Raw genomic sequence first — 24,748 nt, forward strand, 5'->3', positions numbered from 1 at the left:
CGGAGATTTCTCGATCCCGGTCGCCGCGTACCCCTGGCGGGCGCAGCGCGACGGCGGCCGACCTGATCCGGTCTCGGTGTCCGTAACCGTCCAAGTTACTGATCGTTCGTTTTTGTTCTCAAAGAATTCGCAGGTAGCTACCTTCCGTTCCCTGGATTGCATACCGAACGGTCGGTAAGTGCCGGTGATTCAGGTCGCGGAGCGCCGCGGAATGGAGTGATTGTCATGAGTCAGCAGCGCGAAGAACGCGCTGAGGAGGTCCCGACCGGCCTGGACCGGACACTCGGCGTCCCGCAGATCGTCTTCATGGTCGTGGCGATGGCCGCGCCCCTGACGGTGTTCGCCGGACTCATCCCGTTGATGCTCGGCTCGGGGAACGGCATCGGGACGCCGATCGACTTCGTGATCGTCGGAGTCGTGCTCGTGCTGTTCACCGTCGGGTACTCGGCGATGACCCCCGGGGTACGCAACGCGGGTGCCTTCTACTCCTACGTCCAACGCGGCCTCGGCACCGGCACTGGGCTGGGCGCCGCAACGCTCGCCCTGGTCACGTACTCACTCCTCATGGTCGCCGTCTCGGCCTACCTCGGCGCCGCCGCGCGCAATGTGATCGAGACCTTCTCCGGCGTCTCGGTGCCATGGTGGTGCCTCGCGGCCGCCGGGCTCGGGGCCATCGGTTACCTGGGATACCGCAACGTCGAGGTCAGCGCGCGGGTGCTCGGCGCGCTGCTCATCGCGGAGGTCGGGATCGTCGCCCTCCTCGACCTCGCCATCGTGCTGCGCGGCGGCGACCACGGCCTCTCCGCGCACCCGCTCGTGCTCGATGACGCCGACCTCGACGTGACCGCCGACGGGATCCTCACCGGCATGACGAACCTGAACGGCCAGTGGTGCGAGGGACCGGGAAAGGTACTGGCACCGCACCGGCTGGTGCGGCCACTGCGGGAAGCCCTCGACGAGCGCATCGCGCGGTTACGGATCGGGCACTCGCTCGACGAGGAGTCCGACATCGGCCCGATCTCCAACGAGCCGCACTACCGGAACCTGATCGAGCGGATCGAGGGCCTGCGCGGGCTCGGTGCCGAGATCGACCAGCCCGGGGAGCTGCCCGGCCTGACGGGCTTCTTCCTGTCCCCGACGATCGCCACCGGGTCCGACCCGGATCGCACGACGGCCGAGCTGTTCGGGCCGATCGTCTCCTTGCACGGCGTGGACTCGGACGAGGACGCGCTGCGCGCCGCCAACGCGCACCCGTCGGGCCTGGACGCCTATGTGTTCGGTACCGACACCGACCGCGCGATCGCGATCGGTGCCCGGGTCATGTCCGGCGAGGTGCGAATCAACGGCGCGAAGCTCGCCGATCTCGGCGACAACTCCGCCCAGAGTTTCTGGGGCCCGTCCGGCATCGGCGGGCACGGGCCGGCGGAATCGGTGCGGGTGTTCTGCGGAGATCGGGTCGTCGGGGTCGACTCGCCGGATCTGCCGTTGTGATCGGCGCGGGAGGGAGACCAGATCTATGACGGGCGCCGCCAGAGCCGCCGGAGGTGCTGGGCTTCAGTCCCGCAACTGCACGAGCATGAGCGCTGCGACGACGCTCGCGGCGTTGTCGGCGAGCGGCACCGGCAGCAGTTGATCGGCGCGGGCCAGCCGTCGCTCGATGGTGTTGCGGTGCGTGAACATTCGCTCCGCGGCGGCCGAGCCGTTGAACCGTTCTCGGACATAGGTCAGCACCGTCTGCCGCAGCACCGGCTCGGCAGTCGCGAGGTCGCCCAGAGTGTCGGTGACGAACTGATCGGCCTGCGCCATGTCGGCCGTGAGCACCGACACCAACGCGACGTCCTCGTACCGGACGACGGAGCGCGCCGAGCCCATCCGCGCCAGTAACCGCTGCGCGGCGAAGGCGTCCAGGTGGCTACGGCGAAAACCGTCGAGATCCCGCCCGGAACGTCCGAACGCAACATGGATCCCCGGGAGGGCGGCCAGGGCGGCCTCCGCCGCCTCGGCCGACGGGACCGTGGCCGCCGGGACCCACACCCACAGCGCGGTTGCGCTCGCGTTCAGGGTGAACCGGCGCGGGGCTCCGCATATCCGCATCACCGCCTCGGCGGCCGCGTCGAGACCCGCGGCCTCGTCGGCGGAGTCGCTCCAGATGATCGCGGCGACGTGGCTGCCCGTCAGCGCGTACCCGAGACGCGATTCGGCCAGCGCCCGGCCGATCGGCGCACCTTCGAGCAAGAGTTGGACGGTGGCGTGCCGCTCAGCGCTGGCACCCCGCGCGAGGTCCGCCCGTTCCTGTTCGACGTACTCGTCGAGCGCCGCGATCGAATCGTCGATGAAGGTCGCCATCGACCGCTCGGACACCTTCATCAAGTCGCGGAGTTCGTCGACGACGGCGGTCGCCGCGAAACAGGCGTCGACCCACAACTCCCATGCGCCATGCTGGGCACCCCGCCACGAACCGAGGTCGTGCATGTCCAAACCTCGTCGCACCAGGTCGCGTGCGAACTGCAGGACCTCCGGGTCGACGCAAGGCGCGACTCGCGCCCCGGGGTTCTGCAGAGTGGCCGACAGCCAGTGCCGGAAGTAGGCCTTGCTCATGTGACGGTCGGCCGCCGCGAGTTGCGGGTCATCCAGCAGTGCGCGGTACTCGGCGCCCTGGTGGGCAGCGGCCACCACCTCGTCGACCGCCGCGCTCGTCGAGGCCAGAAGGCGCTCGGCGATGTCCCGCATCAGCTCAGCGGTGCGTCGGCTCGGTCGCGGCCATCGTGAGTCCACTGTCGCACTGTAGCGCCACAGGACACACCGCCTATCCAGCTCGGTCAGCACGACCACGCCGGCCTTCGACGGTGCCTACCGGGGGTCTCCTGTTGCCACTGCTCGCCATCCGCACGCAGCCCGGTGAGGAACAGGTATGAGCTTCTCCTCCCCGTGGAAAGAGGGACAGTTCCGGTGCAGCGCTCTCACCGCGAGAATCCGGTTGTAGCGCACCGACCCCACGGAGCCGCAGACGGCAAGCCTCCGCAGCACGCGCTCCAGACAGCGTCGCCAACGTCCTGGCCTCTTACACCTAAGCTCGTCCTATGGCCCTGATGGTGCATCTGACGCCGGAGAAGAACGCGCGGCGAATCCGCCGTGCGGGCATCGCGGCGAACGGCTTCCGTCGCGGGGTGTTCTGTATGCCGGTGATGCCGTCCTACGTGCTGTCGCATCAATGGTTGCGTGAATTGCGCCGCGGCGGACAGCGGCTGATCGTCGCGGTGGACTTCCGGATTCCCGACAACGAGCCGGTACTCGTCGGACACTACGGCGCAGCGCAGACAGAATTGACTGCTGCTGAGGCTGTTTCAGTCATTCTTCAGGCCGGGGATGCGCGGGGGTATGAGATCCTGGTGCCTCGCGCGATCGCACCTGTCGAACTACGTCGGATCCGGCCTGTGCGTCAGGTAACGGGGTGGCGGTATCACCCGAACGCTCATGGTCAGCGCCCCTGCGCGTGTCCGGCGTGTTTGAGGCGCGGTGAATTCAAGGCCGCTGACCTTCGTCGGCGGTTCGCCACAGACGAGTCGGAGCTGACCAAACCGCAACTGCTGGCCCGATTGCGTGAGGCGGACAACGACGATGATCTGATCGACGCCCTCTACGGGCTGGCCCGAAGGAGTCGCGGCGACGTCGTTGACGTCGCACACCTCATCGATCACCCCAACCCGGAAGTCCGTTGCGCTCTCGCATCGGCCTTACGCCGGTACCGCGGCAGCCAGGCGCGCGGACTGCTGGCGCGGTTGGCCGCAGACCCTGATTCCGAAGTACGCGACGCGGCGACACAGTGACGGCTGCCACCGGCGGACTTGTTCCCTGCCGCAGGATCAGCGAATCGGCAACGGCCGCGCCGCGCCCCTGCGCGACAGCCCACTGCCGAGCACGGCTCACTCACGGGGCTTGTGTTCGCACGGAGTCGGAGAACCACGCGATCTGGTCATAGAAGGAGTGGGCGGTGTTGTCGTCGTCGAAGAATGTTCGGGGGACGGTGTTGAGTTCGGCGGGTGGCCACAGCCCGGTCGAGACGAAGGCTTCGTAGAGAAGATCGCCGACCCGGTCGAGGTTGAAGTCACCGAAGACCAGCAGATCAGCGTTCCAGTCGGATTTGCGGTCGGTCCATGAGCGCATCCGTTGCGCTCCGGCAGCCGTTGCGCCGGATCGTCTCCCGACTCCTCCCTGGCCCTACCGGACCATGCTCAGAGCCCTCCCAGGAAACGGGAGAACCGCAAACTGCGCACGGACGAATACGACGCATGCCCAGTGCATGGATCCACCATGCCCGACACCGACGCCTTCAACCCTGCCGCGTTGCAGCGCCACTGGGACCGACTGCTTCCCCAACTCGATCAAACCCTGGCCGGCCCGGCAGCTGGATCCCGGATCACCACTCCGACGTCGCCTGGACGTCGTCAGTGGGCAGGTGGGCACTGATGTGCCCCAGGCGCATCACCTCACCAGTGCTGTCGTACAGGGCGATGGCGGTGACATCTATTCCGTCCCTGGAAGCTTGCTGGCGGTTGAGTACGACCTTGGCGCCGCCGTCGAGGGCGATGGTCGTGTTGGGCGCCGGCGTCGTGGGCTGTGCCTGGCCATTGATCTGAAGCTCTTGAAATGTCAGGCGCACAGCAGGGGTGACAGTGCCGCCGTGGGCTGCGGTGACGGTGACGTCGAGGTCCATGGCGGTGGCCGCGACCACCAGCGGGGCATTGGTTCCGGCCTGTGCGGTCGCCGCGGTGAGTGTCCCGTGCACGGTGCGGTTGTCGCCGCTGACGGTGCCGGAAAGTTCGCTTGCGCCACTCGATATCTGAACAGACTGATCATGCCCATTGATCAGCTCGCCATGGGCAGCGGTGGTGTGTTGCGAGACCGCGACGGCCGATCGACCGATGTCGGAGGAGACGAGTTCGTGCGGCGCCGTGACCTGCGGCAGGTCTGCCACCGCCGCATGCCCGGACATCACCGGCACCTGTTGAACCAGCGCCAGACTGTGATGCGGTGCGATAGAGACGGCGGTGACACGTTTGCCGCCGGTCTTGGCCACCAGCCTGGAGCCTCGGCCCGCAGCGACGAGATGACCGCCGGCGGTCAGCGCCATGCTCGACCCGTCTCCTGCGGCAATGGCCACAATACGCTTGCCCTTGGTGTTGGTCACGATGCCGGAAACCTCACCGCCCTCGTCTCGGCCCGCGGCGATGACGTCGCCATCGGCCGTCAACGCCAGGCTGTGGTCCGTTCCCGCGGCGATGGCGACGATCCGCTTGCCCTCGGTCTTGGCCACGATGCCGGAAACCTGCTTGTAGTCGTCCTTGCCTGCGGCCACCACCTGGCCGTCGGCGGTCAGCGCCAAATTGGTGATCGGGCCGGCGGCGATGGCGACGATCCGCTTGCCGGCGGTCTTGGCCACGATTCCGGATACATCCTTGTAATAGTCGTCTCCGACTGCGATGACGCTGCCTTCGGCGGTCAGCGCCACGCTTTTTTCGTCTCCCGCGGCGATGGCGACGATGCGCTTGCCTTCGGTCTCGGCCACGATGCCGGAAACTTGCTTGCTCTGGTCGTCGCCAGCGCCGACGACCAGACCGTCGGCGGTCAGCGCCAGATCGTGGCGAAATCCCGCAGAGATGGCGACAATGCGCCTGCCGGCGGTCTTGGTCAGGATTTCGGACACCCTCTTGTCGCCCGCCGCGATGATCTGGCCGTCGGCGGTCAGCGCCAGATCGTGGTCAGTTCCCCCAGCGGAGATGGCGACGACGTCAGCGCCGTCGGTCTTGGTCTCCAATCTGGAACCTGAATCGTCGTTGTAGTCGTCTGATCTGACAACCCGGCCGATGACAGATGTAACCGACTGGTCTTCGCGGTTGTGGGTCGAGTCAGACATCCGAGATGCCCCCTCCGTCGACGGGTTCGTGCGCGAGCACGCTGCGCTGGCGAGCATTTGGCTGATCGCCTTTCAGGCTACGCGGCGCCTCCGGTGCCCGCGGCGATATCGGCGGTCGGCACGATCAGGTTTGCCGTCTCCGACAGGCCAACGCACGGTTGGCATTTCGGTGTGCGCGGGGACGGAAGCGCAACTGCCGGAGCGGGCGCAGGAGTCGTCGGCGCGGCGTCGGACAGCGTGCTGATCGGGCCGCCGCCCGATGCGGTTACGCGTCCCAGGTGACCGGGAGGCTCTTCACCCCGTAGATGTCCGCGGTTTCCGGACGAAGGGCAACCTCTTCGGCCGGTACGGCCAGGCGCAGCGTGGGGAATCGGGTGAGCAGCGCGGGGAACGCGACGCGCATTTCGACGCGGGCGAGTTGGGCGCCCAGGCACAGGTGGGCGCCGTGACCGAAGGCCAGATGCCCGTCGGCGCGCCGGCGGATATCGAGCGTGTGGGGATCGGCGAAGCGCTCGGGGTCGCGATTGGCGGTGTGGTAGGACGCGATGACTACCTGTCCGGCCTTGATCGTCTGGCCGGCGATCTCGACGTCTTCCAGCGCTGTTCTCATGAACGTCTTTGCCACGCTCAGATAGCGCAGCAACTCCTCTACGGCTTGGTCGGTGAGACCGGGGTCGGCGCGCAGCGCGGCGAGCTGATCCGGGTGGCGCAGGAGCGCGAAGGTGCCCAGCGCCAGCATGTTCGCGGTGGTGTCGAAGCCGGCCGCCAGCAGGACCAGGGCCATCCCCCGCAGTTCCTCATCGGTCAGATCGGTGTCGGTGAGGTCGCTGAGCACGTCGTCGGTGGGGTTCGCGCGCTTGTCGGCAACCAACGCCGTGAGGTAGTCGTAGGTCGCGGTCACTGCCGCTATCAGGTCTTCGTCGCTGGTCTCGCCGTTCATGAACGATTCCACGTTTTCCTGGAAGGAGCCCCGGTCCGCGTAGGGCACGCCCAGCAGTTCACAGATCATGATGGCGGGGATGGGCCTGGCGAAAGCCGTCACCAAATCCGTTGGCGGTCCGGCCTTCTCCATCGCGTCGAGATGGTCGGAGGTGACCTGCTCGACGCGCTCGGTGAGCAGCCGCATGCGCCGCGCGGTGAATCTGCTCGCCAGCGGCTTCCGGTAGCGGCCGTGCTGCGGCTCGTCCATGAGAAGGAACTCGCCGGGCGGCGCGGGCGGGATCTCGACGCCCGGGTAGTCGATGGTGGGGTGAAGCAGGAGCTCTTTGCGCGAGCTGAACCGCTTGTCGGCCAGGATCGATTTGGTCAGGTCATATCCGGTGATCAGCCAGCCGGGTTTGCCGCCGGGGAAGGTGTAATGGCTGATCGGGCCGTGTCGGCGGGCCTCGATCAGCTCGGCCGGTGGGTCGAACGGACACCCGGGTTGGCGCTCCGTCGGTAGCGTCGTGACGGTATGGAGGGATTCACTCATAACCATTTCCCTTGCGGTAGTAGGTGTTCGGAGCAGTGCGCCCGCTGCGGTGACCTTTATGATCATATGTATACGTATACAGGATGACAAGAGCTTGCCTCGGATCACCGGAGGCCGAGTTCGGTTGGCGTCGCGGACCGCCGAAGTCGGTACCCCACGAAGGGCACTCCCTAGGTTCATTAGCGCTAATGTATTCTCGGCCTGTGATCGTGAGACCCGCGCCCGGACTCGGTGAACTCTTGCGCTACGTCGGCGAATTGGTCGACAGAGGCGCCGGAGAGGTCTATGACTCGCTGGGGATGTCGTATCGGCCCCGGTACACCCCGGTCTTGCGGGCGATGAGTCTCGGCGCGAAGACAGTTACGGAGATCACCGCGTTCAGCAATGTCACGCAGGGGGCTATCAGTCAGACAATCGGGCTGATGGTGGCCGACGGGCTGGTGGTGCGCGTGCAACTCCCGGACGCCCGCAAGAGTGGCATACAGCTGACCACCGGTGGCCGCGAGCTGGTGGAACAGCTGAAGCCGCACTGGGAGAACACTTTTGCCGCAATAACCGAACTGGAGTCCGAAATCGGATTCCCGCTGCGGCAGGTCCTCGGGGACGCTGCGGCCGCGCTCGAACGCACAGGTTTCGCGGCCAGGCTCGAGCGGGCGCGGCGGCGGCGCACCGAGCGGGACGATCCGCTCTCGACGGGTGCGACGCCGGGACGGAATTGGTTCGATCGTGACGGCCGGGCCTACGCGCAGTTTCGCCCCGAGTACCCCGCTCGGCTGTCGATGTTTCTCGCCTCGCTGGCGCCGTCCACGGCTCTCGCCGTCGACGTCGGTTGCGGCAGTGGACAATTGACCTCGCAGCTTGCCCCCTACTTCGCCACCACGATCGGGGTCGACCCCAGCGCCGAACAAATCGAGCACGCGCCTTCGCGGGAACGAGTTCGCTATCTCCACGCCTCCGCAGAGCGCCTACCGATCCCCGGTCGCAGCGCGTCCCTGGTCACCGCAGCCCAAGCGGCGCACTGGTTCGACCGGCCGACGTTCTACGCCGAAGTCCGGCGCATCGCGGTCGAAGGTGCGGTGATCGCGTTGATCAGCTACGGGGTGGTGCGGCTCGAGCCCGAGCTCGAGGAACGGTTCACGCGCTTCTACCACAAGGAGATCGGGCCGTTCTGGCCACCGGAACGCGCACTCGTCGACAGCGGGTACGCCGATATCGACTTCCCCTTCGACGAGTATCCCGCGCCGGCCGTGCGGATCGAAAAGCATTGGACCCTCGATGAGTTCATGGGCTACCTGTCGACCTGGTCGGCGGTCCGCCGGGCCCAGGACGCCGATAGATCCGAAGTCCTGCACACGTTCGCGGCCGATCTGGCCGAGCTGTGGGGCGAACCCACGACAACACGACGAATCACCTGGCCGCTCAACATCCGAGTAGGAATTCTATGACAACATCACAGCGGCAACCTTGTTCGCAGCCTGGGCTGACCCACCGCGAAAGCATGGTCGTCACCGCACAGCACACCGTCCCCGGCGTAGCGCCCGACTGGCCCGGCTTCGCCGACATGCCACCGGTTTTCGCGCAGCGGTCACCCTGATAGGGATCTCCGGCCGAAGCCCCAGCTTCGAGGTGTCCTGTCATAACGAATCGGCCGTCGAGGACCGAACAGCGCTGGTGCAGAGAAAGCTGTCGTTGTGCCGACTGCCCGCTGCGATCGCCACCATCGGTTGTTTTGTAAACCTTGTGCCGGGCTTCGGGTCTGTGGTGAGGTCGACGTGAGTTCCAGTGCGGCCCTGCGGTTTTCGAAAGGAAGTGTCCGATCATGTCCGTTCCGACCGTCGTCCAGCAGAGCCTGACGATCAGCGAGGTTGCGGCGGCCGTGAACCTGCCTACTTCGACCCTGCGGTTCTACGAGCGGGAAGGACTGATCGAGCCCTCGGCCCGCAGCGGTGGGAAGCGGGTCTATGCCGCCGATATCCTTGCCCGGCTGGCCCTGATCGACATGGCGAAGCAGGCGGGGTTCACCATTACCGAAGTGGCCGCCTTGTTGGACAGCGGCACAGGGACGCCTCGTCCGGAGTGGCGAGAACTGGCCGAACCGAAAATGGCCGAACTCGACGAGCAGATCGCCTTCGCCGAGCGAGCCAAAGAGATCATTCAGCATGGGTTGCAATGCCCCAGGCCCTCGTTCGTGGACTGCCCGGTCTTCGATGAGCTGATTCAACGCCATATCGAGGCCATGGTCGCGCGGACACCGCGAGCCAGGGCGGCGAGACGGGCCGAACGGCGAATGCGCCGGGCACGATGAGGTTGACTTGAAGTTGGGTTCAACCGCAATGCTCGGTTCATGAACGACATCAGCGCCGAAGCAGTGGCAGGCACTTTGGGAAAGCTGCTCGACCCGGCCAATCGGCACGACCCCTACCCGCTCTACGCCAGCATCCAGCAGTCTGGGCCGGCCTGGCTGGAGCCCTTGTCCGCCTTCGTTGTCGCCGGTTTCTCTGATTGCGAGGCGTTGCTGCGTGATCCGCGGCTGAGCGCCGAGCGTGAAGGCGACGACAGGAAGCGATGGGAACAGCTGCTGGCGCCGGACGTGCCGTCGTCGGTATTGCAGCCCTGGTTCCTGTCTCTGGACCCACCGGATCACACGCGCCTGCGCCGGCTGGTCGCCAAATCCTTCACAGCGAGGTCGGTGGCCCGGCTCGAGTCCTATGTTTTCGAGCTCGCCGACAACCTGCTCGACGCTGTAGCCGAGCGGGGCACGACGAGCATGGACGTGGTGGCCGAGTTGGCCCGACCGCTGCCGACCACGGTGATCTGTCACATGCTAGGTGTCCCTCTCGCCGACGAGCCGCTGTTCCGCGGTTGGTCCGACCGCTTGATCGTGCTCGTCGACGGGTTCGACATGGAGCCGCCCCCAGCAGACCGCCTGCCGGACTGGTTGTCCGCCCTCACCGAATTGCATCGCTATATCGATGACTTGATCACGACGCGACGCCGCAGCTCAGGCGACGACTTGATCTCCGACCTCTTGGCAGCCGAGGAGGAGGGCGATGTGCTCGGCCATGATGAGCTCATCTCCACCGTGGTGCTGCTGCTGGTAGCCGGGCACGAGACCACGGTAAACCTTATTGCCAATGGAATTCTCGCCGTGCTGCGGCAACCCGAGCTGCTCAACGATCTGCGTGAGCGTCCCGAACTTGCCCCTGCCGTTGTGGAGGAGACCCTGCGCCACGATCCTCCAGTGCAGTTGACAGCTCGGTTGTTGAAGGAGGACACCGAACTTTGTGGCCACACAGTCCCTCGAGGCGCCATGGTCAACCTGCTACTGGCCGCGGCCCAGCGTGATCCGGCGGTGTTCATCGAACCGAACCTTTTCGATCCCGGACGCCCGGATTCGCGCCACCTGGCTTTCGGCAGCGGTCCACACTTTTGCCTTGGCGCGCCACTGGCGCGCTTGGAAGGGGCCGCGGCGTTCCAGCGCTTCGCCGAGCGAGTCGTGAACCCGATCCTGGTCCAAGACCCACCGCCCTACCGTCCCCACGTAAACCTGCGCGGCCCGGAAGCGCTCGTCGTCCGTTTCACCAAGATTTTGCCTCGGCTCGCCACCCGCGGTTACTGACGCAGGAGGGGCGCGGATTACGGGCCCTGGACTAGTAGTGCCTTGTTGGATGTGGGGAGGCCGGTGGCGCTGAGATTTCAGCGGTCGGCAGGTCAGGAGGCGAGGCAGGCAGGGATCTCTTGGTCAGGTGGCGCCCGCCGCACGCGGGTTGTTGAAAGCGCCCGAGGCTGCGGCGAGTGCGGCAGTGACGGCCGCGTGGTCGGGTAGGTCTGGGTCGGGTGGCGTGCGTAGCAGCACTAAGTGGTGGTAAACCGGTGCGGTAGCGGCGATCAGCAGGGCGCGTGCGTCGACATCGGGCGGTAGTTCGCCGCGCTGGATCGCTCGTTGAATGATGATCTCCGACTGCGTGTATCGGTCCTCCCACAATCGTCGAAGGGCTCGGGCAGCTTCGTCGGATCGGAACGAGACCGCGATCAGCGCCCTCGCGATCGAGGACTCCTCGCTCAGCGAATCCTGGATCTCGTGGTTGAGCGCCGCCAAATCCCCACGCAGGCAGCCGGTGTCGCGGGGTTGCCACGGCTGCTGGCTCGCCGCGTCGAAGACGTCGGCGAGCAACCCGCCGACGTCGTGCCAGCGGCGATACACCGTGGCGCGGTGCACGCCCGAGCGGGTGGCGACGGCTTCGATGCTCAGCGCGTCGTAACCGTGTTCGGTCAGCTCCGCGCTGACCGCTTCGAGCACCTGGGCTCGGATGCGGGCGGTTCGCCCACCCGGGCGACGGGCTCCCGGTGCGGGCTCGGAAGCCGGAGGAGGTGCGGAACTCATGGTGGGTCGTCCGATTGCTTGACGGGATGGAGTCGCCACGATACCTTAGTGCGACAGTCGTCGTATTAATTGAGGTGCCGATGTTCTTCCGAAGCGTTCCCCCGGCCCTGCGGTCCCCGCTGACCGCGTCGTCCTCGAATGCTTCGGAGTGTGCATATGCCAACCCAGATCACCGCGCTCGCGGTCAGCAAGTCCTTCGACGGCAAACCGGTTCTCGATGAGGTGACGTGTTCGCTCGCCGCGGGTGAGTGCACCGGGATCATCGGCGAGAACGGATCCGGCAAGTCCACCCTGCTGCGCCTGTTCGCCGGGCGAGAGCAGCCCGATCATGGCGAAATCGTCGTCCAAGCCGACGGCGACATCGGTTACCTCGCTCAGGACGAGCAACTCGCGCCACACCTGACTGCGCAGGAGATCATCGACCGGGCCCTGACCGAACTACGGGCGATCGAACAGCGGATGCGCCGCCTCGAGGTCGCGATGACTGACGGCGACGAGTCCGGGATGGCCGAATACGATGATCTGACAACCATTTTCGAGCTCCGCGGCGGATACGACGCCGACGCTCGGGTGGAACGGGCTCTGCACGGCCTCGGTTTGAGCCTGGTGGACCGCGACCGCGCGGTTGCCGGGCTGTCCGGCGGCGAGCAGGTCCGGCTGCGCCTGGCCGCGGTGCTGGCAGCGGGCACCGAGGTGCTGTTGCTGGACGAGCCGACCGATCATCTCGATGAGGCCGCCCTGACCTGGCTGGAAGATCATCTGCGTACCCGCCGCGGCACGACGGTGACGGTCTCACACGACCGGGCATTCCTCGAGCGGGTCGCGACCAGCCTGCTGGAGGTCGACGCGGACCGGCGGCGGGTCATCCGCTACGGCAACGGCTACTCGGGGTTTCTGGCCGAGAAGGCGGCAGCGCGACAGCGGTGGACGCAGGCGCACGCGCACTGGCAGAGCGACACCGTCCGGCTCCGCGAGGTAGCCGCCACCAGTGCCCGCCACGTCGCACCGGGCCGGGCGATGAAGGACAACAACAAAATGGCCTACGACCGGGCTGGCGGGCGGGTACAGCAGTCATCGGCCAGCCGGATTCGCAATGCCGAGGAACGGCTGCGCCGCCTACTCGCGGACCCGGTGCCACCGCCGCCGCAACCGTTGCGTTTCGTTCCCACCCTGCTGGCCGGCGGTGTGCAAGGCACCGTGCTCGACGCCACCGACATCGCTGTCTCGGGCAGGCTCGACCGGACCAGCGTCACGGTCCATGCGGGTGACCGGCTGCTGATCACCGGACCGAACGGTGCGGGCAAGACCACCCTGCTGCGGGTACTGGCAGGTCGCCTCGCGCCGGACAACGGCACTGCCACACGCTACGGCAGGGTCGGCTACCTCGCCCAGGAGCCGCCTCCCGCCGAGCCCGGGCAAACGCTGCTGGCAGCCTTCGCTCGCGGTCGCCCCGGAGAAACCGACGAGCACGCCGAACGATTGCTGTCACTCGGCCTGTTCCACCGTGCCCAGCTCACGTCGCGCGTCGAGAATCTGTCCACCGGGCAGCGGCAGCGCCTCGCCTTGGCGCGGCTGGTCACCGAGTCCGTCGATGTGCTGCTGCCGACGAGCCCACCAACCATCTGTCACCGGGTCTGGTCGAAGAGTTGGAAACCGCTCTGGCCGAGTACCGTGGCGCGCTCGTGATCGTCAGCCACGACCGCCGGCTGCGCGCCCGCTGGCGCGGTGCTCATCTCCACCTGCGCCCGTCGGCATCCGTCTGACCTCGCCGTCACCCGATCGCCCACGCACCGAAGGGGTTTCGCCGTGCCCGACAGTCCCGATCCAATTCCCGCCGACCCGACCGTGCTGCACCCCATGCCGGGACAGCCGCGAGTGGTGCTGCTGAAGTCGCTGGTCGCCTCGCCTCTGATCGAGGTCGGGGAGTTCTCCTACTACGACGATCCGGACGATCCGACCGCGTTCGAAACCCGCAACGTGCTCTACCACTACGGGCCGGAGAAGCTGATCATCGGGAAGTTCTGCGCCCTGGGCACCGGAGCGCGGTTCATCATGAACGGCGCCAACCACCGCATGGACGGCCCCTCCACCTTCCCCTTCCCCATCATGGGTGGCTCGTGGTCGAACCACTTCGACCTGCTCGCCGGCTTACCGAGCCGAGGGGACACCGTCGTCGGCAACGACGCCTGGCTCGGCAACGGCGCGACAGTGATGCCCGGCGTGCGGATCGGGCACGGCGCGATCATCAGCACCGGCTCCGTGGTGACCAACGACGTACCCGACTACGGCATCGTCGGCGGCAACCCCGCCCGCCTCATCCGAACCCGCTACAACGACGAGGACATCGCCCGGCTGCTGGCGGTGGCGTGGTGGGACTGGCCCGTGGAACACATCACCGAACACGTGCGGACGATCATGTCGGGCAGCATCGCCGACCTCGAAGCCGCCGCCGGCGATCTGAAATGAGTGAAATGCCCTCTCGCCCTGCCCATATCGCGATGGTCGGCGTCCCCATCGTCAGCCATGTGCTGCCGAGCCTGGGGATCATCCGTGAGCTGGTGGCTCGTGGCCATCGCGTGACCTATGCCAATGACCCTGCCGTAGCCGACCTGATCACCGACACCGGCGCCGACCTGATCCCGTGCACCTCCACCCTGCCGGTCGCCGACAACAACTGGCCCGACGATCCCATCACCGCGATGGACCTGTTCCTCGACAACGCCGTTCAAGCGCTCCCGCAACTGCGCGCGGCCTACGAGCACGACCCCGCGGATCTCTACCTCTACGACATCGGCGCCTACGCCGCAAGGGCCCTCGCCGAGGCGCAGAGCCGCCCGCTGGTTCAACTGTCGCCCACGTTCGTGGCATGGAAAGGCTACGAAAGAGATGTGGCAGCACAACTCCGGCAACTGCCGGGCGCCGACGCCTACCGGGCGAAGTTCGCGCAGTGGCTTGCCGACTGCGGCGCGGCCACCACCGATGTCGATGTCTTCTCCGGCTTGCCCGACCGTGCCCTTGCGTTGATACCCCGGGCGATGCAACCGCAGGCCGACCGAGTCGACACCGGCACAGTGACATTCGTCGGCCCCTGCTTCGACACCCGTAAGGAAGACGAGACTTGGATCCGCCCCGCCGATGCGGAGAAGGTTCTGCTGATCTCCCTGGGCTCGGCCTACACCCGCCAGCCGGAGTTCTATCGCCAGTGCCTGCGGGCCTACGGCAACCTGCCCGGCTGGCACGTTGTACTGCAAATCGGGAAGCACACCGACTTACAGGAACTCGGCGTCATCCCCTCCAATATCGAAGTGCACTCCTGGGTCCCCCAGCGTGCGATCCTGGAGCAGGCGGATGCCTTCGTCACCCACGCCGGTATGGGCGGGTGCGGGGAAGGACTGTTGACCGGTGTCCCGATGATCGCCGTGCCGCAGGCCGCCGAGCAGTTCATGAACGCGGACCGGCTCGTCGAACTGGGTGTGGCCCGCCGCATCGACACCCAGGAAGCCACCGCCCAGAACCTACGGGAGGCTCTGAACGACCTGGTCACCGATCCGGAAGTGGCGCGCCGCTCAGCGCAGCTGCGCGCCGCCGCCAGAGCCGAAGGTGGCACCATGAGGGCCGCCGACCTCATCGAATACATCTCGGTTTTCCGGTCGAGTACTGGGGATTCCCCGGCACGGCAGCGTTTTCCGCGAGGGTCCTGTTCAGAATCGGCCATCGGCCTGGATAGCCTGACAGGCGTGCAACTCGGTGTGAATGTTCCCAACTTCGGTCCAGGCGTGACCCCCGACCGGCTGCTCGCGTGGGCTCGTACGGTCGAAGGTCTCGGCTACGACCTGCTGTTGACGTCGGATCATGTCACAATCACGCCCGACGTGGCTGCGCAGTACCCGGCGCCGTTCTACGAACCGTTCACGATGCTCAGCTGGCTGGCCGGCCAGACCGGCACGATCAAGCTCGGTACCACCGTGCTGATCGCACCGTACCGGCATCCGCTGCTGGTCGCCCGGATGGCGGCCAACCTGCACCAGCTCAGCAGGGGACGGTTCGTGCTCGGCGTCGGGGTCGGCTGGGCGCAGCAGGAGTTCGATGCCCTTGGGCTGGACTTCCGCCGCCGCGGTAAACAGACCGACGAGCTGCTGGACGTCCTCACCGCCGCCTGGCAGAACACCGACGATTACGGGGCCTGCGACATCCCGATCTGGGTCGGCGGCCTCACCGATGCCGCCCAGCGCCGCGCGATCCGGTACGGTGCAGCCTGGCACCCCCTGCGTCAGTCGATGCCGTGGATGCGCGACGCCGTCGAGCGCCTCCGGCGGACCGCCGACGAGCAGGGCCGACCGGTCCCGGACTTCGTGCCGCGGATCCTGCTCCGGTGCACCCGTGAGCCGCTGCCGGACGAGACCCGCCACGCCGGCGAAGGATCGATCGACCAGATCCTCGCCGACCTCGCCGAGCTGCGCCTACTCGGCGCGCACACCATCGTGCTCGACCCGTTCGCGGGCGACCCGGCCGAGACCGAACACCCCGAGATCGCCTGGCATGCGCTGGCCGCGGTCAGGGCAGAAATGGAGAATTGAGCGATCGGCGGCGATGACGGTCGTCGCTCTTGATGTGGATCAGCAGCGACTGGGCAGGGGAGGCGGCGAGCACCTCGTCGGCTGCGATTCTCACCGTAGGTGGGAGCGTGGGTTCGCGCGGAGCCGGAGAGACGGATTCGAAAGTCCGCTGGCTCGTTGCGCTGGCAGGTTCCGGCCAAGGAACCCCTATCGCGTGACAGGGATCCTTGGCCGATTACTGCCTCAGGGCTGGCGAGGGCGGGTTCCGGTGGTGGGGCTTGTGCGGTTGTCTCTGCGGCGAGCGAGTCCGGCGAGGCCGGCGAGGCCGAGGAGACCGAGTAGGCCCCACAGGCCGGTCTTGTCACTGTGGTCGTCGTCGACGCGGGTTTCTTGGGCTGTCTGTGTGGTCGCAGCAGCAGGGGTCGCTTCGACTATTCCGACTCCGCCGAATGTGAGGATCAGGGCTGTCAAGGGGATCGCGATGGTCTTGCGCATATGCATCACTCCCTTTCGCTCGTTGACCCCCCGGCGGTACCCGGCGGGAAAGATCGGAAACACGACATGATCGTTTCCGGGGCAGGCATGGAACAACAGGCCGATGAGTGCGCGGCGGAACTGCTGATGCCTGAACCGTCACGGGTTCGGGACCGGCTTCGGTTTCAGACCCGCGCCGGTCGGCGTGGTGGTTGCCGAGCGTAGTAGGCGCTCTCGTAGATGTGTATCGACTGCCGGCATCGGAATGATGAATCAGCCTGGGCTCGATCGGGTGCCCGTGACGATGGCGTCGCCAGACCGCCATGTTGAGCGCCTTGGATACCAGCGCGGTCGTGGTCGAACCGGACGCGGTCCAGCCCACGATCGCCCTGGAGTAGGCGTCGAATACAAATACCACATATGCCCATCCCGACCAGGTCGACACATACGAGAAGTCCGCGACCCAGACCCGATCCGGGGCGTCTGCGGTGAAATCCCGGTCAAGCTTGTGACCGGCCCGCACACCGTCCTTGCTGGGGATTGTGGTGCGACGTCTTCGACCTCGCACAGCGCGGTTCATGCTCCAACTCGCACGTGACCCGGTCAACCGTGCAGAACGCCACCTCGTGGCCTTGCCAGCGCAGATATCGGGTCATCTTCCGGCGGCCATACATTTCTTCCGGCTTGCCTTGCAGATCACGCAGCGAGTTCTCCAGGCAGGCGTCGGCGATATCGCGGCCCGATGGTGGCCGCCCCTGGGCCTTGCGATTGCTCCGTGGCGCGATCTGCACCCCCATGCGCGGCCAGCGCACGGCAGACGACTCGACGCCATAGACCTTGCGATACTCATCGATGAACCCGAAGATCAACGGTGTCGCGGGTCGAGTTCCCGCGCGAAGAAAGCCGATGCCAACTTCAAAACCTCGTTGGCCTGCTTCAGATCTCGATTCTCCTACGCAGCTGATCCAGTTCTGCCCGCTCCGCCGTCGACGATCCTTCCGCAGTGGTCGGCTGGCGCCAGCCCGGCTCAGCCTGCGCCTTGACGATCCACACCCGCAGCGTCTCAGGATGCCCGTCGGCCATCGGGCCGATCGCCTGAGCCGCGGCATACATCGCCTGAGCCGCGGCATACGTGGACGGATACTCATCGAGGTAATCGAGAGCCAGACGCAGGAACTTCTCCCGTACCTCGGGCGGGTAACGCTTCGGCATGATGACCATCTTCCTCAAGAAAGGAAGCGGCGCCCCACCCGTGACGGTTCATTTTGAGGCCATCACGTTTGTGACACCGGCGCGGCGCGGTCGTCAGTCGGCATGCAGGACGAAGAACAGGAAGCACAAGAACCTCATGCCGGTGGTCTCGTCGAATACTTCGGGGGGCCAGATCTTGGGCGGAGGGCAGGGCAGGTGCTTCGCTGATGACGCTGATGCGGAAACCGGCCGCGGTGAAGGCGTCGATCATCGCGTGCAAGGGCCGGTCCCAGAAGCTGAGCCGGGCGGTCTGCCCACCCATGGTCCATTCCGCGATGCGGTGACGGGTCTGGAAATAGTTGGTCTCCTCCCTGGTCAAGCGCTGATGGAGGAAGGTGGCGAAGGGATGCTCGACCGAGGCGATGAGTCGGCCGCCGGGGGCCAGCCCCCGTCGCAGTTCGGCCAGTGTCGGTCCCCAGTCCTGTAAGTAATGCAGCACCAGGGACGCGACGACGTCATCGAACGTGTCGTCGGCAAAGGGCAGCGTGTCGGCCAGATCGGCGACCTGCAGGTCCGCGTCGTCGCCGAGGCGCAGCCGGGCTTGGTCCAGCATTCCGGCGCTCGCGTCGATCCCGGTCACGACCGCGCCGCGATCTCGTAGGTCGGCGAATAGTGGGCCTGAGCCGCATTCGGCGTCGTGGATCCGCCGCCCGGTCACGTCTCCAGCGAGTTCGAGCATCGCGGGCCGCTCGTAGTGGGCCTTGAGCAGGCTGGTCTCGTTTTCTGCGGTGTATCCCTCGGCGATGCTGTCGTAGGCGTTTGCCCGGTCCGGATCAGCCGGGAGTACACGACCTCGGTTCTCTTCGAAAACGAGTAGCTGGGTACTCGCGCCAACCGGGAAAGGCCCAAGAACGCTAGTGGGCGACTGCATAGCCCCACATGAAAGGAAGACAGTGATGGTTCAGGTCAACACCATATTCGTCGTCCACACAACGAAGAACGAACGGACCGCTGACACGGACGCGAACTTCGACCTCCAAATCGAACGGCCGGGGGAAGATCTCGTCCTACGCTTCCCCGAGCTCCCACACGACGAGAGAGCACGAGGCCGAACCGACAGCTACAGGTTCGACGTATCCGGAGCGAACATTGACCACGCGAATCTGCGCATCCACATGAAGATGATCGACACCTCGGATGGTTGGCTTCCCGAGTCCATATTTGTCATCGGCATAACACCGTCTGCCGCGCACGTTCTTCTCGGGTCTCATCCGAACTGGCCGGCCACGGGCTGGTTCGATCGAGGGGACAATCCCGCGGGTCCGTCCAAACACCTCATCAGCGGATTCAGCGGCGCACGCTGATACCGCATCGCTCATCACCTCGGGCAAATCCCCGCCCCAGACCTATATAACGCTACTGCGCCGATATGCGCACCCGCCGACTGCACGGCCCCGAGGACTACATCGACATCGACCCGGTGGGCGCAACCACCACGGCACCGGGCGGTGTTCGTCTATCACCCAAGCGACTACGTGTGGTGATGGAGGCCATTACGCGGCGAGGGCCTGTTCCAGTGCGCGCGCCGACGGGTTCGGCGAGGCGGGCATTCCGCCCCACGGGGCCGACGACTTCCGCGCCAGCCGGCGCAGCGTGTCGATCTGGTGGACGGGGTTCTGGTCGGCGGTCGAGGCCCGGCCCGTAGCCGATCAACCAATGTCGCAAATTGCCGCAGCTCAGACATTTTCGAGGTCTATTTCCGGCACGGGTTCAGGCATTCGCCTCCTGGCGCTTCCCGGACAGGCCTACCGGTGTCGGCAAACGTTTGCTGACAACGACGAATGTGCCGACATTGCAATGGAATCAGATTCGAATCAGGTCCGCAGCTAACGAGGTACACACAGGCGAAGACTTCTACCGGCGGACACAACCAAATGCCGGGGGCATGAGCCGATACGTCCACACGCACCTGCTGCGCGATGGGCGATCGAGCTACCACATAGGAGAGGACATTGGCTGTACCTGGCCGATTGTGCCCGACCCCGCCTATATGAACCGGGTTCTGGACAGTTGAATACGCGATCTCACCAGTCCGGAATCCCAAAGAATCGAAGCGGCACGGTGCACAAGCCGACTCGCACTGTGCCACTTCGATTCACGCCACCTGTCTAGAGGGAACTTACGTTGTTCACTTGGTTCGGGGTCATGGTGCCGCCGGCGTTGTAGTGGATGGTCATGTCTGGATTCCAGGTGATCATTGTCGACGCGCCGGACTCGGCCCATCGAAGGCGCACGACCTCCGCGTCCTCGTACTGGTCGCTGGTGGCGCCGGGGGCCAATACGAACTGTTCCATGACCGTCCAAGAGTCGTTTCGGCGGACGACCGAGACGTGGTCATCGGTGTCGTTGTAAAGCTTGTACCAACCGGACCAGCTGCGTCCATCTGCCTTCTGGGTCATTGCAGACGAAGGCTTGGTCTCCTGCTTGGTCTGCATGGTCTTGCCGCTCATGTGACTCCTTCAGTCGGTGCGTTCGGCGTGCAGAGGATCGACGGTTCAGTTCGTCGAATCGATGACCACACCAGGCTCCCAACCGCAGGCCAGTCGTCGATTCACTCGTTTCGGATGATCTTTTCTCGGAACCCACGGACCGCGTCGGGCTCGCCGACGGGTGGAAGCGACCCGTCGGCGGCCAGTCACCCCCCGGGACCAGTTCGGGCACGTCTTGTAGATCGCGACACTGCCGGTAACCAAGCGACCGAGGAAACGATTTCCTCCGGCCGGGTGAGGATGGCGCGGACCTGCCGGATCTGTTCCGGTCGATGCTGCTGCCCAACTGGGTACGCCCTAACCAGACATGGGCGATGGCGGGGTCCGGCGGGATCCCGCGCCGGGTGGCGGGTAGCCGCGTCGTGCTGGCCGGTGACATCTGGGACTTCAACTGGACACGGCCTTCGTCTCATCGGAGGTAGGCGTCGGTTCCGTGGGGGACCGGGGGTGAGGGCTGCGCACTACCGAACAAGGCGTAGATGGTGACCGCGGCGACCTATCACCAGGTGTGGTGGCCACGGTTCGACGCCGAGAACGAGGTGTACTCCGGCGAGACGATGCCGGTGTGGGATCACGCGGTCGGCAACAAACTTCCCGCGAAGGGAACAGCAGCAGTGAAAGCGCCCCTTCCCCGGGAAGGGTCATCGATGATCGGTTCGGTCGCGCGTGGACGCTTCGCGTGACGGCGTCTGGCGGGGTTCGGATTCTTCTCGCGTGTCGCGTGTCTGGGAGTCCGGGTCGATCTTGTCCGCGCGTTCGAACTCCTGCTCCAGCTCGTCGCGGGAGGTGACGGCTTCGCCGCGATGAGCCGCTGCTTGTTCTTGCAGGCCCGCCGCCTGCGCTGCCCTGACATCGGCCTCGGCCCGAGCTGCTCGGGCCTTGGCCGCGCTCTCGTCGGCGAGCGCTTCACGCTGGCCGACCTCGTGGGACTGTTCGGTTGCCTTCTCGCGGATGCCCGCGGCTTCGACGCGGCGGTGTTCCTTACGTTTGTTCAAGACCAGCCAGGTGAGCGCTGCGACGATCAGAATTGCCGCAATCACGACAACAACGATGACGACGATCGCGGTGGTGGTCATGTCGGTCTCCTCAAAGGTTGAGCGTGGTCCCATGTGGTTGGCACCGGTGCCGGGAATGAGGTCGGTCGATCGCGACCGCGTGCCCGGGCACCGATGTTGTCAGCGGCTGGGTTGGGGCACATGGCAGTTGGTCACCTTGGGATCGACCCCGGCTTAGTTCAGTGGCCCCGCCAACACGGTCACCACGATGGTCCCGACCCCCGCGCAGTTCTGTTCGGCGTGGGAGATGTATCCACGTTGCCGCGGCGGCGATCGCGCCGATGATCAGCCATACCAGCACCAGCAGTGTCAGCCACCGCATCACTCGCCTCCTGGAGTCGGCGGATGAACCAAGACCGGGCGTCAGAAGTAGTGGCGTCGCCCGCCGACGGCGCGGCCCATCGACCCCAAGGCCAGGAGCACCAGACCGATGATGAGGACCACGATCCCAATGACCCAGAGGATCTGGATTTTCAGCAAGAAACCGACGACGAGAAGAATGATTCCGAGAATGATCATGGTCGATACCTGGTTTCGGTGGGAGAGTGACGGGGGCGCGGGGCTGTGCGGTGAGCCACCCCGTTGGTTGCGTGGGAATCAGTGTTTGAAGGCGTCCTTCATCTTTGCTCCGGCCTGCTTGGTATCGCCCTTGGCCTGACCGATACGACCCTCGGTCCGCAGGCGAGTGTTGCCGGTGCCCCGGCCGACCAGTTTCTTGGCGACGCCCTTGGCGGCTTCGGCCTTGTGCGCGATCTTCTTACTTATGCTCATGATGGTGGTCCCTTTCGCGTGTGCTGTTGTCGCGGATGCGGCGAACATCTATTCCGGGTGGCGTCAGCCGCGCCCCGAGTGCGGGTTGCCGGCGGCGTGGCGGTCCCTGGATCGGTTGCGTAATCCGGAAAGGTGGACTCGGTCGCGACGCGCAGCACCGTCGGCTCCGGTATTTCGGGTATCTCGAGTGTCGTCGGGGGCGGGGGATGCAGTGGCGCGCCGCCGTTGCTCGTCTAGGTGGCGCTGCCGGTCGGCGAGGTCGGCGGTCCCGGCTCACCGCGGTGGTCTCGCGGCGCGATACCTCGAGTTGGCCGCGCGCGGTGCGGTCGCGGCGAGCGGTGCGCCGAGCACCCGCCAACAGCAAACTCAGCCCGACCAGTCCGACCGCGATGCCGTAGAGAAACAACAGGCCGGTCGAGCCGGTCACGTGGTGGCCGAACACGGCGAAATTGTCGGTCGATGCGTAGTTGACACTCCCGTTGGCCAACACCCCCGCGAACCCGACCATGACGGCCGCGACCAGAACGACCAATCCGATGATGACGACCATTGCGCTACCCACCAGATCCACGCTGTATTACTCACTCAACCACCGCACACCCACTGAGTCAACAAACGTAGAGCTACACTTTATGGTCGCCCGATTCGCACCGACGTGAGCGCCAACTCCGCACCGAAGCAGGGATGCACTGGACACGACTTCGAGGAATCACCGAAGGCGGCTTCGAAAGCTGACACATCCCCGAACTGGGAAAATGAGCGATCAGACACCCGAGCCGACCCGGCCCCGTATCTACCGCCAGCAGGGAAGGCGGGGCTAGGATGACAGCACGGCACAGCCGCGCAACGGACACCTTTCGGACCCTTCGACAACCCCCGCCATCGGGTGGGTTCTCGGGATAACGGCCCCGGCCCGACAGTAGCCAGCCTCGGGACCGTGCTGCGCACCCCCGGCGGAGCTTTTCACCACCACGGATACGGGGCGAGCACCATGCCTGACAACAATCCGTCCTCAACGTCGGCCGGCGCATCGCCGTCGGCATCGTCTGGCAACTCGTCCTCGATAGCGGGCCGAGTGGCCCAGAACAGCATCTTCGAACGCTTCGCCCGCGCCGGCTTCGTTGTCAGTGGCATCGTGCACCTGATCATCGGCTACATCGCCATCCGGATCGCCCTCGGCGGCGCAACCGGCACCGCCGACCAATCCGGAGCCATGACCGAACTCGCCTCCAAGCCCGGCGGCGTCCTCGCCCTGTGGGTGGGCGTCGTCACGTTCGTACTGATGGCGCTGTGGCGGCTCGCCGAAGCCGCACTCGGCAGCGCGTCCAAACCCCAAGCCGATAACAAGAAATCCGAAATGATCGATCGCGTCAAGGCGTTCTCACTGGCAGTGGTCTACTTCGCATTCGCATTCTCCGCGTTCGGATTTGCCCGCGGCAGCGGCAAGTCCAGCAGCGGCCAGAGCGCAGGAATCACCGCCCGCATGATGCAAACCACCGCCGGCACGATCGCCCTCATCGCAGGCGCGCTGATCATCATCGCGATCGGCGGCTACCACATCTACAAAGGAGCCAGCCAGAACTTCCTCCGAGACCTCAAAGGCACCACCAGTGACCTGGTACGACGGCTGGGCACGGTCGGATACATCGCGAAGGGGCTGGCCATCGCCGCCATCGGATTGCTGGTAATACTCGCCGTCAACCAATCCGAGCCCGACAAAGCCGCAGGCCTCGACGGCGCCTTCAAGACTCTCGGGGCCCAACCCTACGGAGCAGCGCTCCTCATCGCGGCCGGCCTGGGCATCATCACCTACGGCCTCTACAGCTTCGCCATGGCCCGATACACCAAGATGTAGTCCCGGAGCAATCTTGCGAAAAACAACGACAATGGCTTGACCAGTGGTGACTCCCGCCGGGTTTGGTGCTCACCTTCTTCGTTGGGAATCGCCCTCGAGCAGGCGGTTGATGAACAGCGAAATAATCTTTTCCGAGTGCTGGCCCGGACCGAAGTTGTTGCTGGAGCGAGTGATACACACCGGGACACCGAAGGTGCGGAAGTACGACATCGCTACCAGGTCCGACGCCGCCTTCGACGCGGCATAGGGGACTGTCGGCTGCAGCGGGTACTGCTCGCTCGTGGCACCGGAGGCCAGCGGCCCGTACACCTCATCGGTGGAGACGTGCACGAACTTGCCGATCTCGTGCCGCATCGCGGCCTCCAGCAGCACCTGCGTGCCCGACACGTTGGTGGTCAGGAAGTTGCCTGCTTGATAGAAGCTGTGTCGTCATCACGGCACCTTCCCGCTGACCATCCAGTCAGCGAATCAGGCCGGAAACACCCTTAAATCCACAGTCCCGTACTGACCGAGATCGGTCCGGTCGAG

General features: G+C 65.7%; 23 protein-coding genes, 4 pseudogenes and 1 other annotated feature. Of the genes and pseudogenes, 12 read left to right on the forward strand and 15 right to left on the reverse strand.

The features are described from left to right. Positions 1-225 precede the first annotated feature (225 nt). Positions 226-1,491, forward strand: a complete 1,266-nt coding sequence (locus IU450_RS40325; protein ID WP_228835576.1) for an aldehyde dehydrogenase family protein — start codon at positions 226-228, stop codon at positions 1,489-1,491. A gap of 63 nt (positions 1,492-1,554) precedes the next feature. Here the strand turns inward: IU450_RS40325 and IU450_RS35280 are convergent, their stop codons facing one another. Continuing rightward, positions 1,555-2,775: a helix-turn-helix domain-containing protein gene (locus IU450_RS35280; protein WP_324197939.1), complete on the reverse strand. Its 1,221-nt coding sequence runs from the start codon at positions 2,773-2,775 to the stop codon at positions 1,555-1,557. A gap of 305 nt (positions 2,776-3,080) precedes the next feature. Here IU450_RS35280 and IU450_RS35285 point away from each other — a divergent pair, with 305 nt between their 5' ends. Further along, a complete protein-coding gene (locus IU450_RS35285) occupies positions 3,081-3,827 on the forward strand; it encodes a HEAT repeat domain-containing protein (protein ID WP_195154050.1) in 747 nt (248 codons plus the stop codon). A gap of 100 nt (positions 3,828-3,927) precedes the next feature. Here IU450_RS35285 and IU450_RS35290 read toward each other — a convergent pair whose 3' ends face one another. From IU450_RS35290 to IU450_RS35300, 3 genes are all read right to left on the reverse strand, one after another. Next, positions 3,928-4,164 carry a hypothetical protein gene (locus tag IU450_RS35290; protein WP_195154051.1) on the reverse strand — a complete coding sequence of 79 codons (237 nt, stop codon included), beginning with the start codon at positions 4,162-4,164 and terminating at the stop codon, positions 3,928-3,930. Positions 4,165-4,417: 253 nt separating this feature from the next. Continuing rightward, positions 4,418-5,914, reverse strand: a complete 1,497-nt coding sequence (locus IU450_RS35295) for a choice-of-anchor P family protein (protein WP_195154052.1) — start codon at positions 5,912-5,914, stop codon at positions 4,418-4,420. 265 nt (positions 5,915-6,179) lie between these two features. Beyond that, positions 6,180-7,385, reverse strand: coding sequence for a cytochrome P450 (locus IU450_RS35300; protein ID WP_195154053.1), 1,206 nt, complete (start codon positions 7,383-7,385; stop codon positions 6,180-6,182). Positions 7,386-7,588: 203 nt separating this feature from the next. Between IU450_RS35300 and IU450_RS35305 the strand changes: the two genes are divergently transcribed. The 4 genes from IU450_RS35305 to IU450_RS35320 all read left to right on the forward strand — a co-directional run bounded on the left by IU450_RS35305 (position 7,589) and on the right by IU450_RS35320 (position 11,004). Next, positions 7,589-8,830, forward strand: coding sequence for a methyltransferase domain-containing protein (locus IU450_RS35305; RefSeq protein ID WP_324197940.1), 1,242 nt, complete (start codon positions 7,589-7,591; stop codon positions 8,828-8,830). Next, the gene (locus IU450_RS35310; protein WP_195154054.1) at positions 8,827-8,979 is read left to right on the forward strand and encodes a hypothetical protein; all 153 of its coding nucleotides are present in this window, start codon (positions 8,827-8,829) and stop codon (positions 8,977-8,979) included. Before IU450_RS35305 ends, IU450_RS35310 begins: the two co-directional genes overlap by 4 nt. A gap of 225 nt (positions 8,980-9,204) precedes the next feature. Beyond that, on the forward strand, positions 9,205-9,690 hold the full coding sequence (locus IU450_RS35315; RefSeq protein WP_195154055.1) for a MerR family transcriptional regulator: 486 nt from the start codon (positions 9,205-9,207) through the stop codon (positions 9,688-9,690). Positions 9,691-9,729: 39 nt separating this feature from the next. After that, positions 9,730-11,004, forward strand: a complete 1,275-nt coding sequence (locus tag IU450_RS35320; RefSeq protein ID WP_195154056.1) for a cytochrome P450 — start codon at positions 9,730-9,732, stop codon at positions 11,002-11,004. Between the two features lie 123 nt (positions 11,005-11,127). Here the strand turns inward: IU450_RS35320 and IU450_RS35325 are convergent, their stop codons facing one another. Continuing rightward, positions 11,128-11,769 carry a TetR/AcrR family transcriptional regulator gene (locus IU450_RS35325; RefSeq protein WP_195154057.1) on the reverse strand — a complete coding sequence of 214 codons (642 nt, stop codon included), beginning with the start codon at positions 11,767-11,769 and terminating at the stop codon, positions 11,128-11,130. 156 nt (positions 11,770-11,925) lie between these two features. Here IU450_RS35325 and abc-f point away from each other — a divergent pair. From abc-f to IU450_RS41490, 4 genes and pseudogenes are all read left to right on the forward strand, one after another. After that, a pseudogene (gene abc-f, locus IU450_RS35330) lies at positions 11,926-13,532 on the forward strand (ribosomal protection-like ABC-F family protein). 94 nt (positions 13,533-13,626) lie between these two features. Next, positions 13,627-14,235 carry a CatB-related O-acetyltransferase gene (locus IU450_RS35335; protein WP_195154103.1) on the forward strand — a complete coding sequence of 203 codons (609 nt, stop codon included), beginning with the start codon at positions 13,627-13,629 and terminating at the stop codon, positions 14,233-14,235. Continuing rightward, positions 14,232-15,401: pseudogene (locus tag IU450_RS41485) on the forward strand (macrolide family glycosyltransferase); the annotation flags it as partial. The gene IU450_RS35335 and the pseudogene IU450_RS41485, both read left to right, overlap by 4 nt. After that, the gene (locus IU450_RS41490) at positions 15,378-16,346 is read left to right on the forward strand and encodes an LLM class flavin-dependent oxidoreductase (RefSeq protein WP_416382935.1); all 969 of its coding nucleotides are present in this window, start codon (positions 15,378-15,380) and stop codon (positions 16,344-16,346) included. The pseudogene IU450_RS41485 and the gene IU450_RS41490, both read left to right, overlap by 24 nt. Positions 16,347-16,568: 222 nt before the next feature. Here the strand turns inward: IU450_RS41490 and IU450_RS41095 are convergent, their stop codons facing one another. The 5 genes and pseudogenes from IU450_RS41095 to IU450_RS35360 all read right to left on the reverse strand — a co-directional run bounded on the left by IU450_RS41095 (position 16,569) and on the right by IU450_RS35360 (position 18,921). Continuing rightward, positions 16,569-16,826: a WGxxGxxG family protein gene (locus IU450_RS41095; protein ID WP_324197941.1), complete on the reverse strand. Its 258-nt coding sequence runs from the start codon at positions 16,824-16,826 to the stop codon at positions 16,569-16,571. A 211-nt stretch (positions 16,827-17,037) separates the two neighbouring features. Further along, positions 17,038-17,379 (reverse strand): annotated as a pseudogene (locus tag IU450_RS41495) (DDE-type integrase/transposase/recombinase); the annotation flags it as partial. Beyond that, the gene (locus tag IU450_RS35350; RefSeq protein WP_195154060.1) at positions 17,300-17,668 is read right to left on the reverse strand and encodes a hypothetical protein; all 369 of its coding nucleotides are present in this window, start codon (positions 17,666-17,668) and stop codon (positions 17,300-17,302) included. The pseudogene IU450_RS41495 and the gene IU450_RS35350, both read right to left, overlap by 80 nt. Continuing rightward, positions 17,576-17,704 (reverse strand) — a sequence feature (AL1L pseudoknot). It overlaps the preceding gene by 93 nt. Before the next feature lie 31 nt (positions 17,705-17,735). Next, entirely contained in the window at positions 17,736-18,020 is a 285-nt protein-coding gene (locus IU450_RS35355) for a hypothetical protein (RefSeq protein ID WP_195154061.1), read from the reverse strand. Further along, positions 17,944-18,921, reverse strand: a complete 978-nt coding sequence (locus IU450_RS35360) for a class I SAM-dependent methyltransferase (RefSeq protein ID WP_228835578.1) — start codon at positions 18,919-18,921, stop codon at positions 17,944-17,946. Before IU450_RS35360 ends, IU450_RS35355 begins: the two co-directional genes overlap by 77 nt. A 25-nt stretch (positions 18,922-18,946) precedes the next feature. On the opposite strand from IU450_RS35360, the gene IU450_RS35365 reads away from it, so the two are divergent. Next, on the forward strand, positions 18,947-19,354 hold the full coding sequence (locus IU450_RS35365; protein ID WP_195154062.1) for a hypothetical protein: 408 nt from the start codon (positions 18,947-18,949) through the stop codon (positions 19,352-19,354). An 804-nt stretch (positions 19,355-20,158) separates the two neighbouring features. On the opposite strand, the gene IU450_RS35370 is transcribed toward IU450_RS35365, so the two are convergent. The 4 genes from IU450_RS35370 to IU450_RS35385 form a co-directional block, all read right to left on the reverse strand. Then, a complete protein-coding gene (locus IU450_RS35370) occupies positions 20,159-20,500 on the reverse strand; it encodes a hypothetical protein (protein WP_195154063.1) in 342 nt (113 codons plus the stop codon). A gap of 680 nt (positions 20,501-21,180) precedes the next feature. Next, positions 21,181-21,615 (reverse strand): hypothetical protein, encoded by a 435-nt coding sequence (locus IU450_RS35375; RefSeq protein WP_228835579.1) that lies wholly within the window; start codon positions 21,613-21,615, stop codon positions 21,181-21,183. 342 nt (positions 21,616-21,957) lie between these two features. Further along, positions 21,958-22,113 carry a DUF6131 family protein gene (locus IU450_RS35380; RefSeq protein WP_195154064.1) on the reverse strand — a complete coding sequence of 52 codons (156 nt, stop codon included), beginning with the start codon at positions 22,111-22,113 and terminating at the stop codon, positions 21,958-21,960. A gap of 78 nt (positions 22,114-22,191) precedes the next feature. Continuing rightward, positions 22,192-22,365, reverse strand: coding sequence for a CsbD family protein (locus IU450_RS35385; protein WP_195154065.1), 174 nt, complete (start codon positions 22,363-22,365; stop codon positions 22,192-22,194). Between the two features lie 991 nt (positions 22,366-23,356). On the opposite strand from IU450_RS35385, the gene IU450_RS35390 reads away from it, so the two are divergent. After that, the gene (locus tag IU450_RS35390; RefSeq protein ID WP_195154104.1) at positions 23,357-24,220 is read left to right on the forward strand and encodes a DUF1206 domain-containing protein; all 864 of its coding nucleotides are present in this window, start codon (positions 23,357-23,359) and stop codon (positions 24,218-24,220) included. Between the two features lie 69 nt (positions 24,221-24,289). On the opposite strand, the pseudogene IU450_RS35395 reads toward IU450_RS35390, so the two are convergent. Continuing rightward, positions 24,290-24,634: pseudogene (locus IU450_RS35395) on the reverse strand (GDP-mannose 4,6-dehydratase); the annotation flags it as partial. Positions 24,635-24,748 lie beyond the last annotated feature (114 nt).

It is taken from the genome of Nocardia abscessus (assembly GCF_015477775.1).
Classification (GTDB): Bacteria; Actinomycetota; Actinomycetes; order Mycobacteriales; family Mycobacteriaceae; genus Nocardia; species Nocardia abscessus_A.

Excerpts from the sequence above, each read along its gene's own strand:
- IU450_RS40325 (WP_228835576.1), top strand. The coding sequence starts at position 226 with ATGAGTCAGCAGCGCGAAGAACGCGCTGAGGAGGTCCCGACCGGCCTG.
- IU450_RS35285 (WP_195154050.1), top strand. The coding sequence starts at position 3,081 with ATGGCCCTGATGGTGCATCTGACGCCGGAGAAGAACGCGCGGCGAATC.
- IU450_RS35290 (WP_195154051.1), bottom strand. The coding sequence starts at position 4,164 with ATGCGCTCATGGACCGACCGCAAATCCGACTGGAACGCTGATCTGCTG.
- IU450_RS35295 (WP_195154052.1), bottom strand. The coding sequence starts at position 5,914 with ATGTCTGACTCGACCCACAACCGCGAAGACCAGTCGGTTACATCTGTC.
- IU450_RS35300 (WP_195154053.1), bottom strand. The coding sequence starts at position 7,385 with ATGAGTGAATCCCTCCATACCGTCACGACGCTACCGACGGAGCGCCAA.
- IU450_RS35310 (WP_195154054.1), top strand. The coding sequence starts at position 8,827 with ATGACAACATCACAGCGGCAACCTTGTTCGCAGCCTGGGCTGACCCAC.
- IU450_RS35315 (WP_195154055.1), top strand. The coding sequence starts at position 9,205 with ATGTCCGTTCCGACCGTCGTCCAGCAGAGCCTGACGATCAGCGAGGTT.
- IU450_RS35320 (WP_195154056.1), top strand. The coding sequence starts at position 9,730 with ATGAACGACATCAGCGCCGAAGCAGTGGCAGGCACTTTGGGAAAGCTG.
- IU450_RS35325 (WP_195154057.1), bottom strand. The coding sequence starts at position 11,769 with ATGAGTTCCGCACCTCCTCCGGCTTCCGAGCCCGCACCGGGAGCCCGT.
- IU450_RS35335 (WP_195154103.1), top strand. The coding sequence starts at position 13,627 with ATGCCGGGACAGCCGCGAGTGGTGCTGCTGAAGTCGCTGGTCGCCTCG.
- IU450_RS41490 (WP_416382935.1), top strand. The coding sequence starts at position 15,378 with ATGAGGGCCGCCGACCTCATCGAATACATCTCGGTTTTCCGGTCGAGT.
- IU450_RS41095 (WP_324197941.1), bottom strand. The coding sequence starts at position 16,826 with ATGCATATGCGCAAGACCATCGCGATCCCCTTGACAGCCCTGATCCTC.
- IU450_RS35355 (WP_195154061.1), bottom strand. The coding sequence starts at position 18,020 with ATGGTCATCATGCCGAAGCGTTACCCGCCCGAGGTACGGGAGAAGTTC.
- IU450_RS35360 (WP_228835578.1), bottom strand. The coding sequence starts at position 18,921 with ATGCAGTCGCCCACTAGCGTTCTTGGGCCTTTCCCGGTTGGCGCGAGT.
- IU450_RS35365 (WP_195154062.1), top strand. The coding sequence starts at position 18,947 with ATGGTTCAGGTCAACACCATATTCGTCGTCCACACAACGAAGAACGAA.
- IU450_RS35370 (WP_195154063.1), bottom strand. The coding sequence starts at position 20,500 with ATGAGCGGCAAGACCATGCAGACCAAGCAGGAGACCAAGCCTTCGTCT.
- IU450_RS35375 (WP_228835579.1), bottom strand. The coding sequence starts at position 21,615 with ATGACCACCACCGCGATCGTCGTCATCGTTGTTGTCGTGATTGCGGCA.
- IU450_RS35380 (WP_195154064.1), bottom strand. The coding sequence starts at position 22,113 with ATGATCATTCTCGGAATCATTCTTCTCGTCGTCGGTTTCTTGCTGAAA.
- IU450_RS35385 (WP_195154065.1), bottom strand. The coding sequence starts at position 22,365 with ATGAGCATAAGTAAGAAGATCGCGCACAAGGCCGAAGCCGCCAAGGGC.
- IU450_RS35390 (WP_195154104.1), top strand. The coding sequence starts at position 23,357 with ATGCCTGACAACAATCCGTCCTCAACGTCGGCCGGCGCATCGCCGTCG.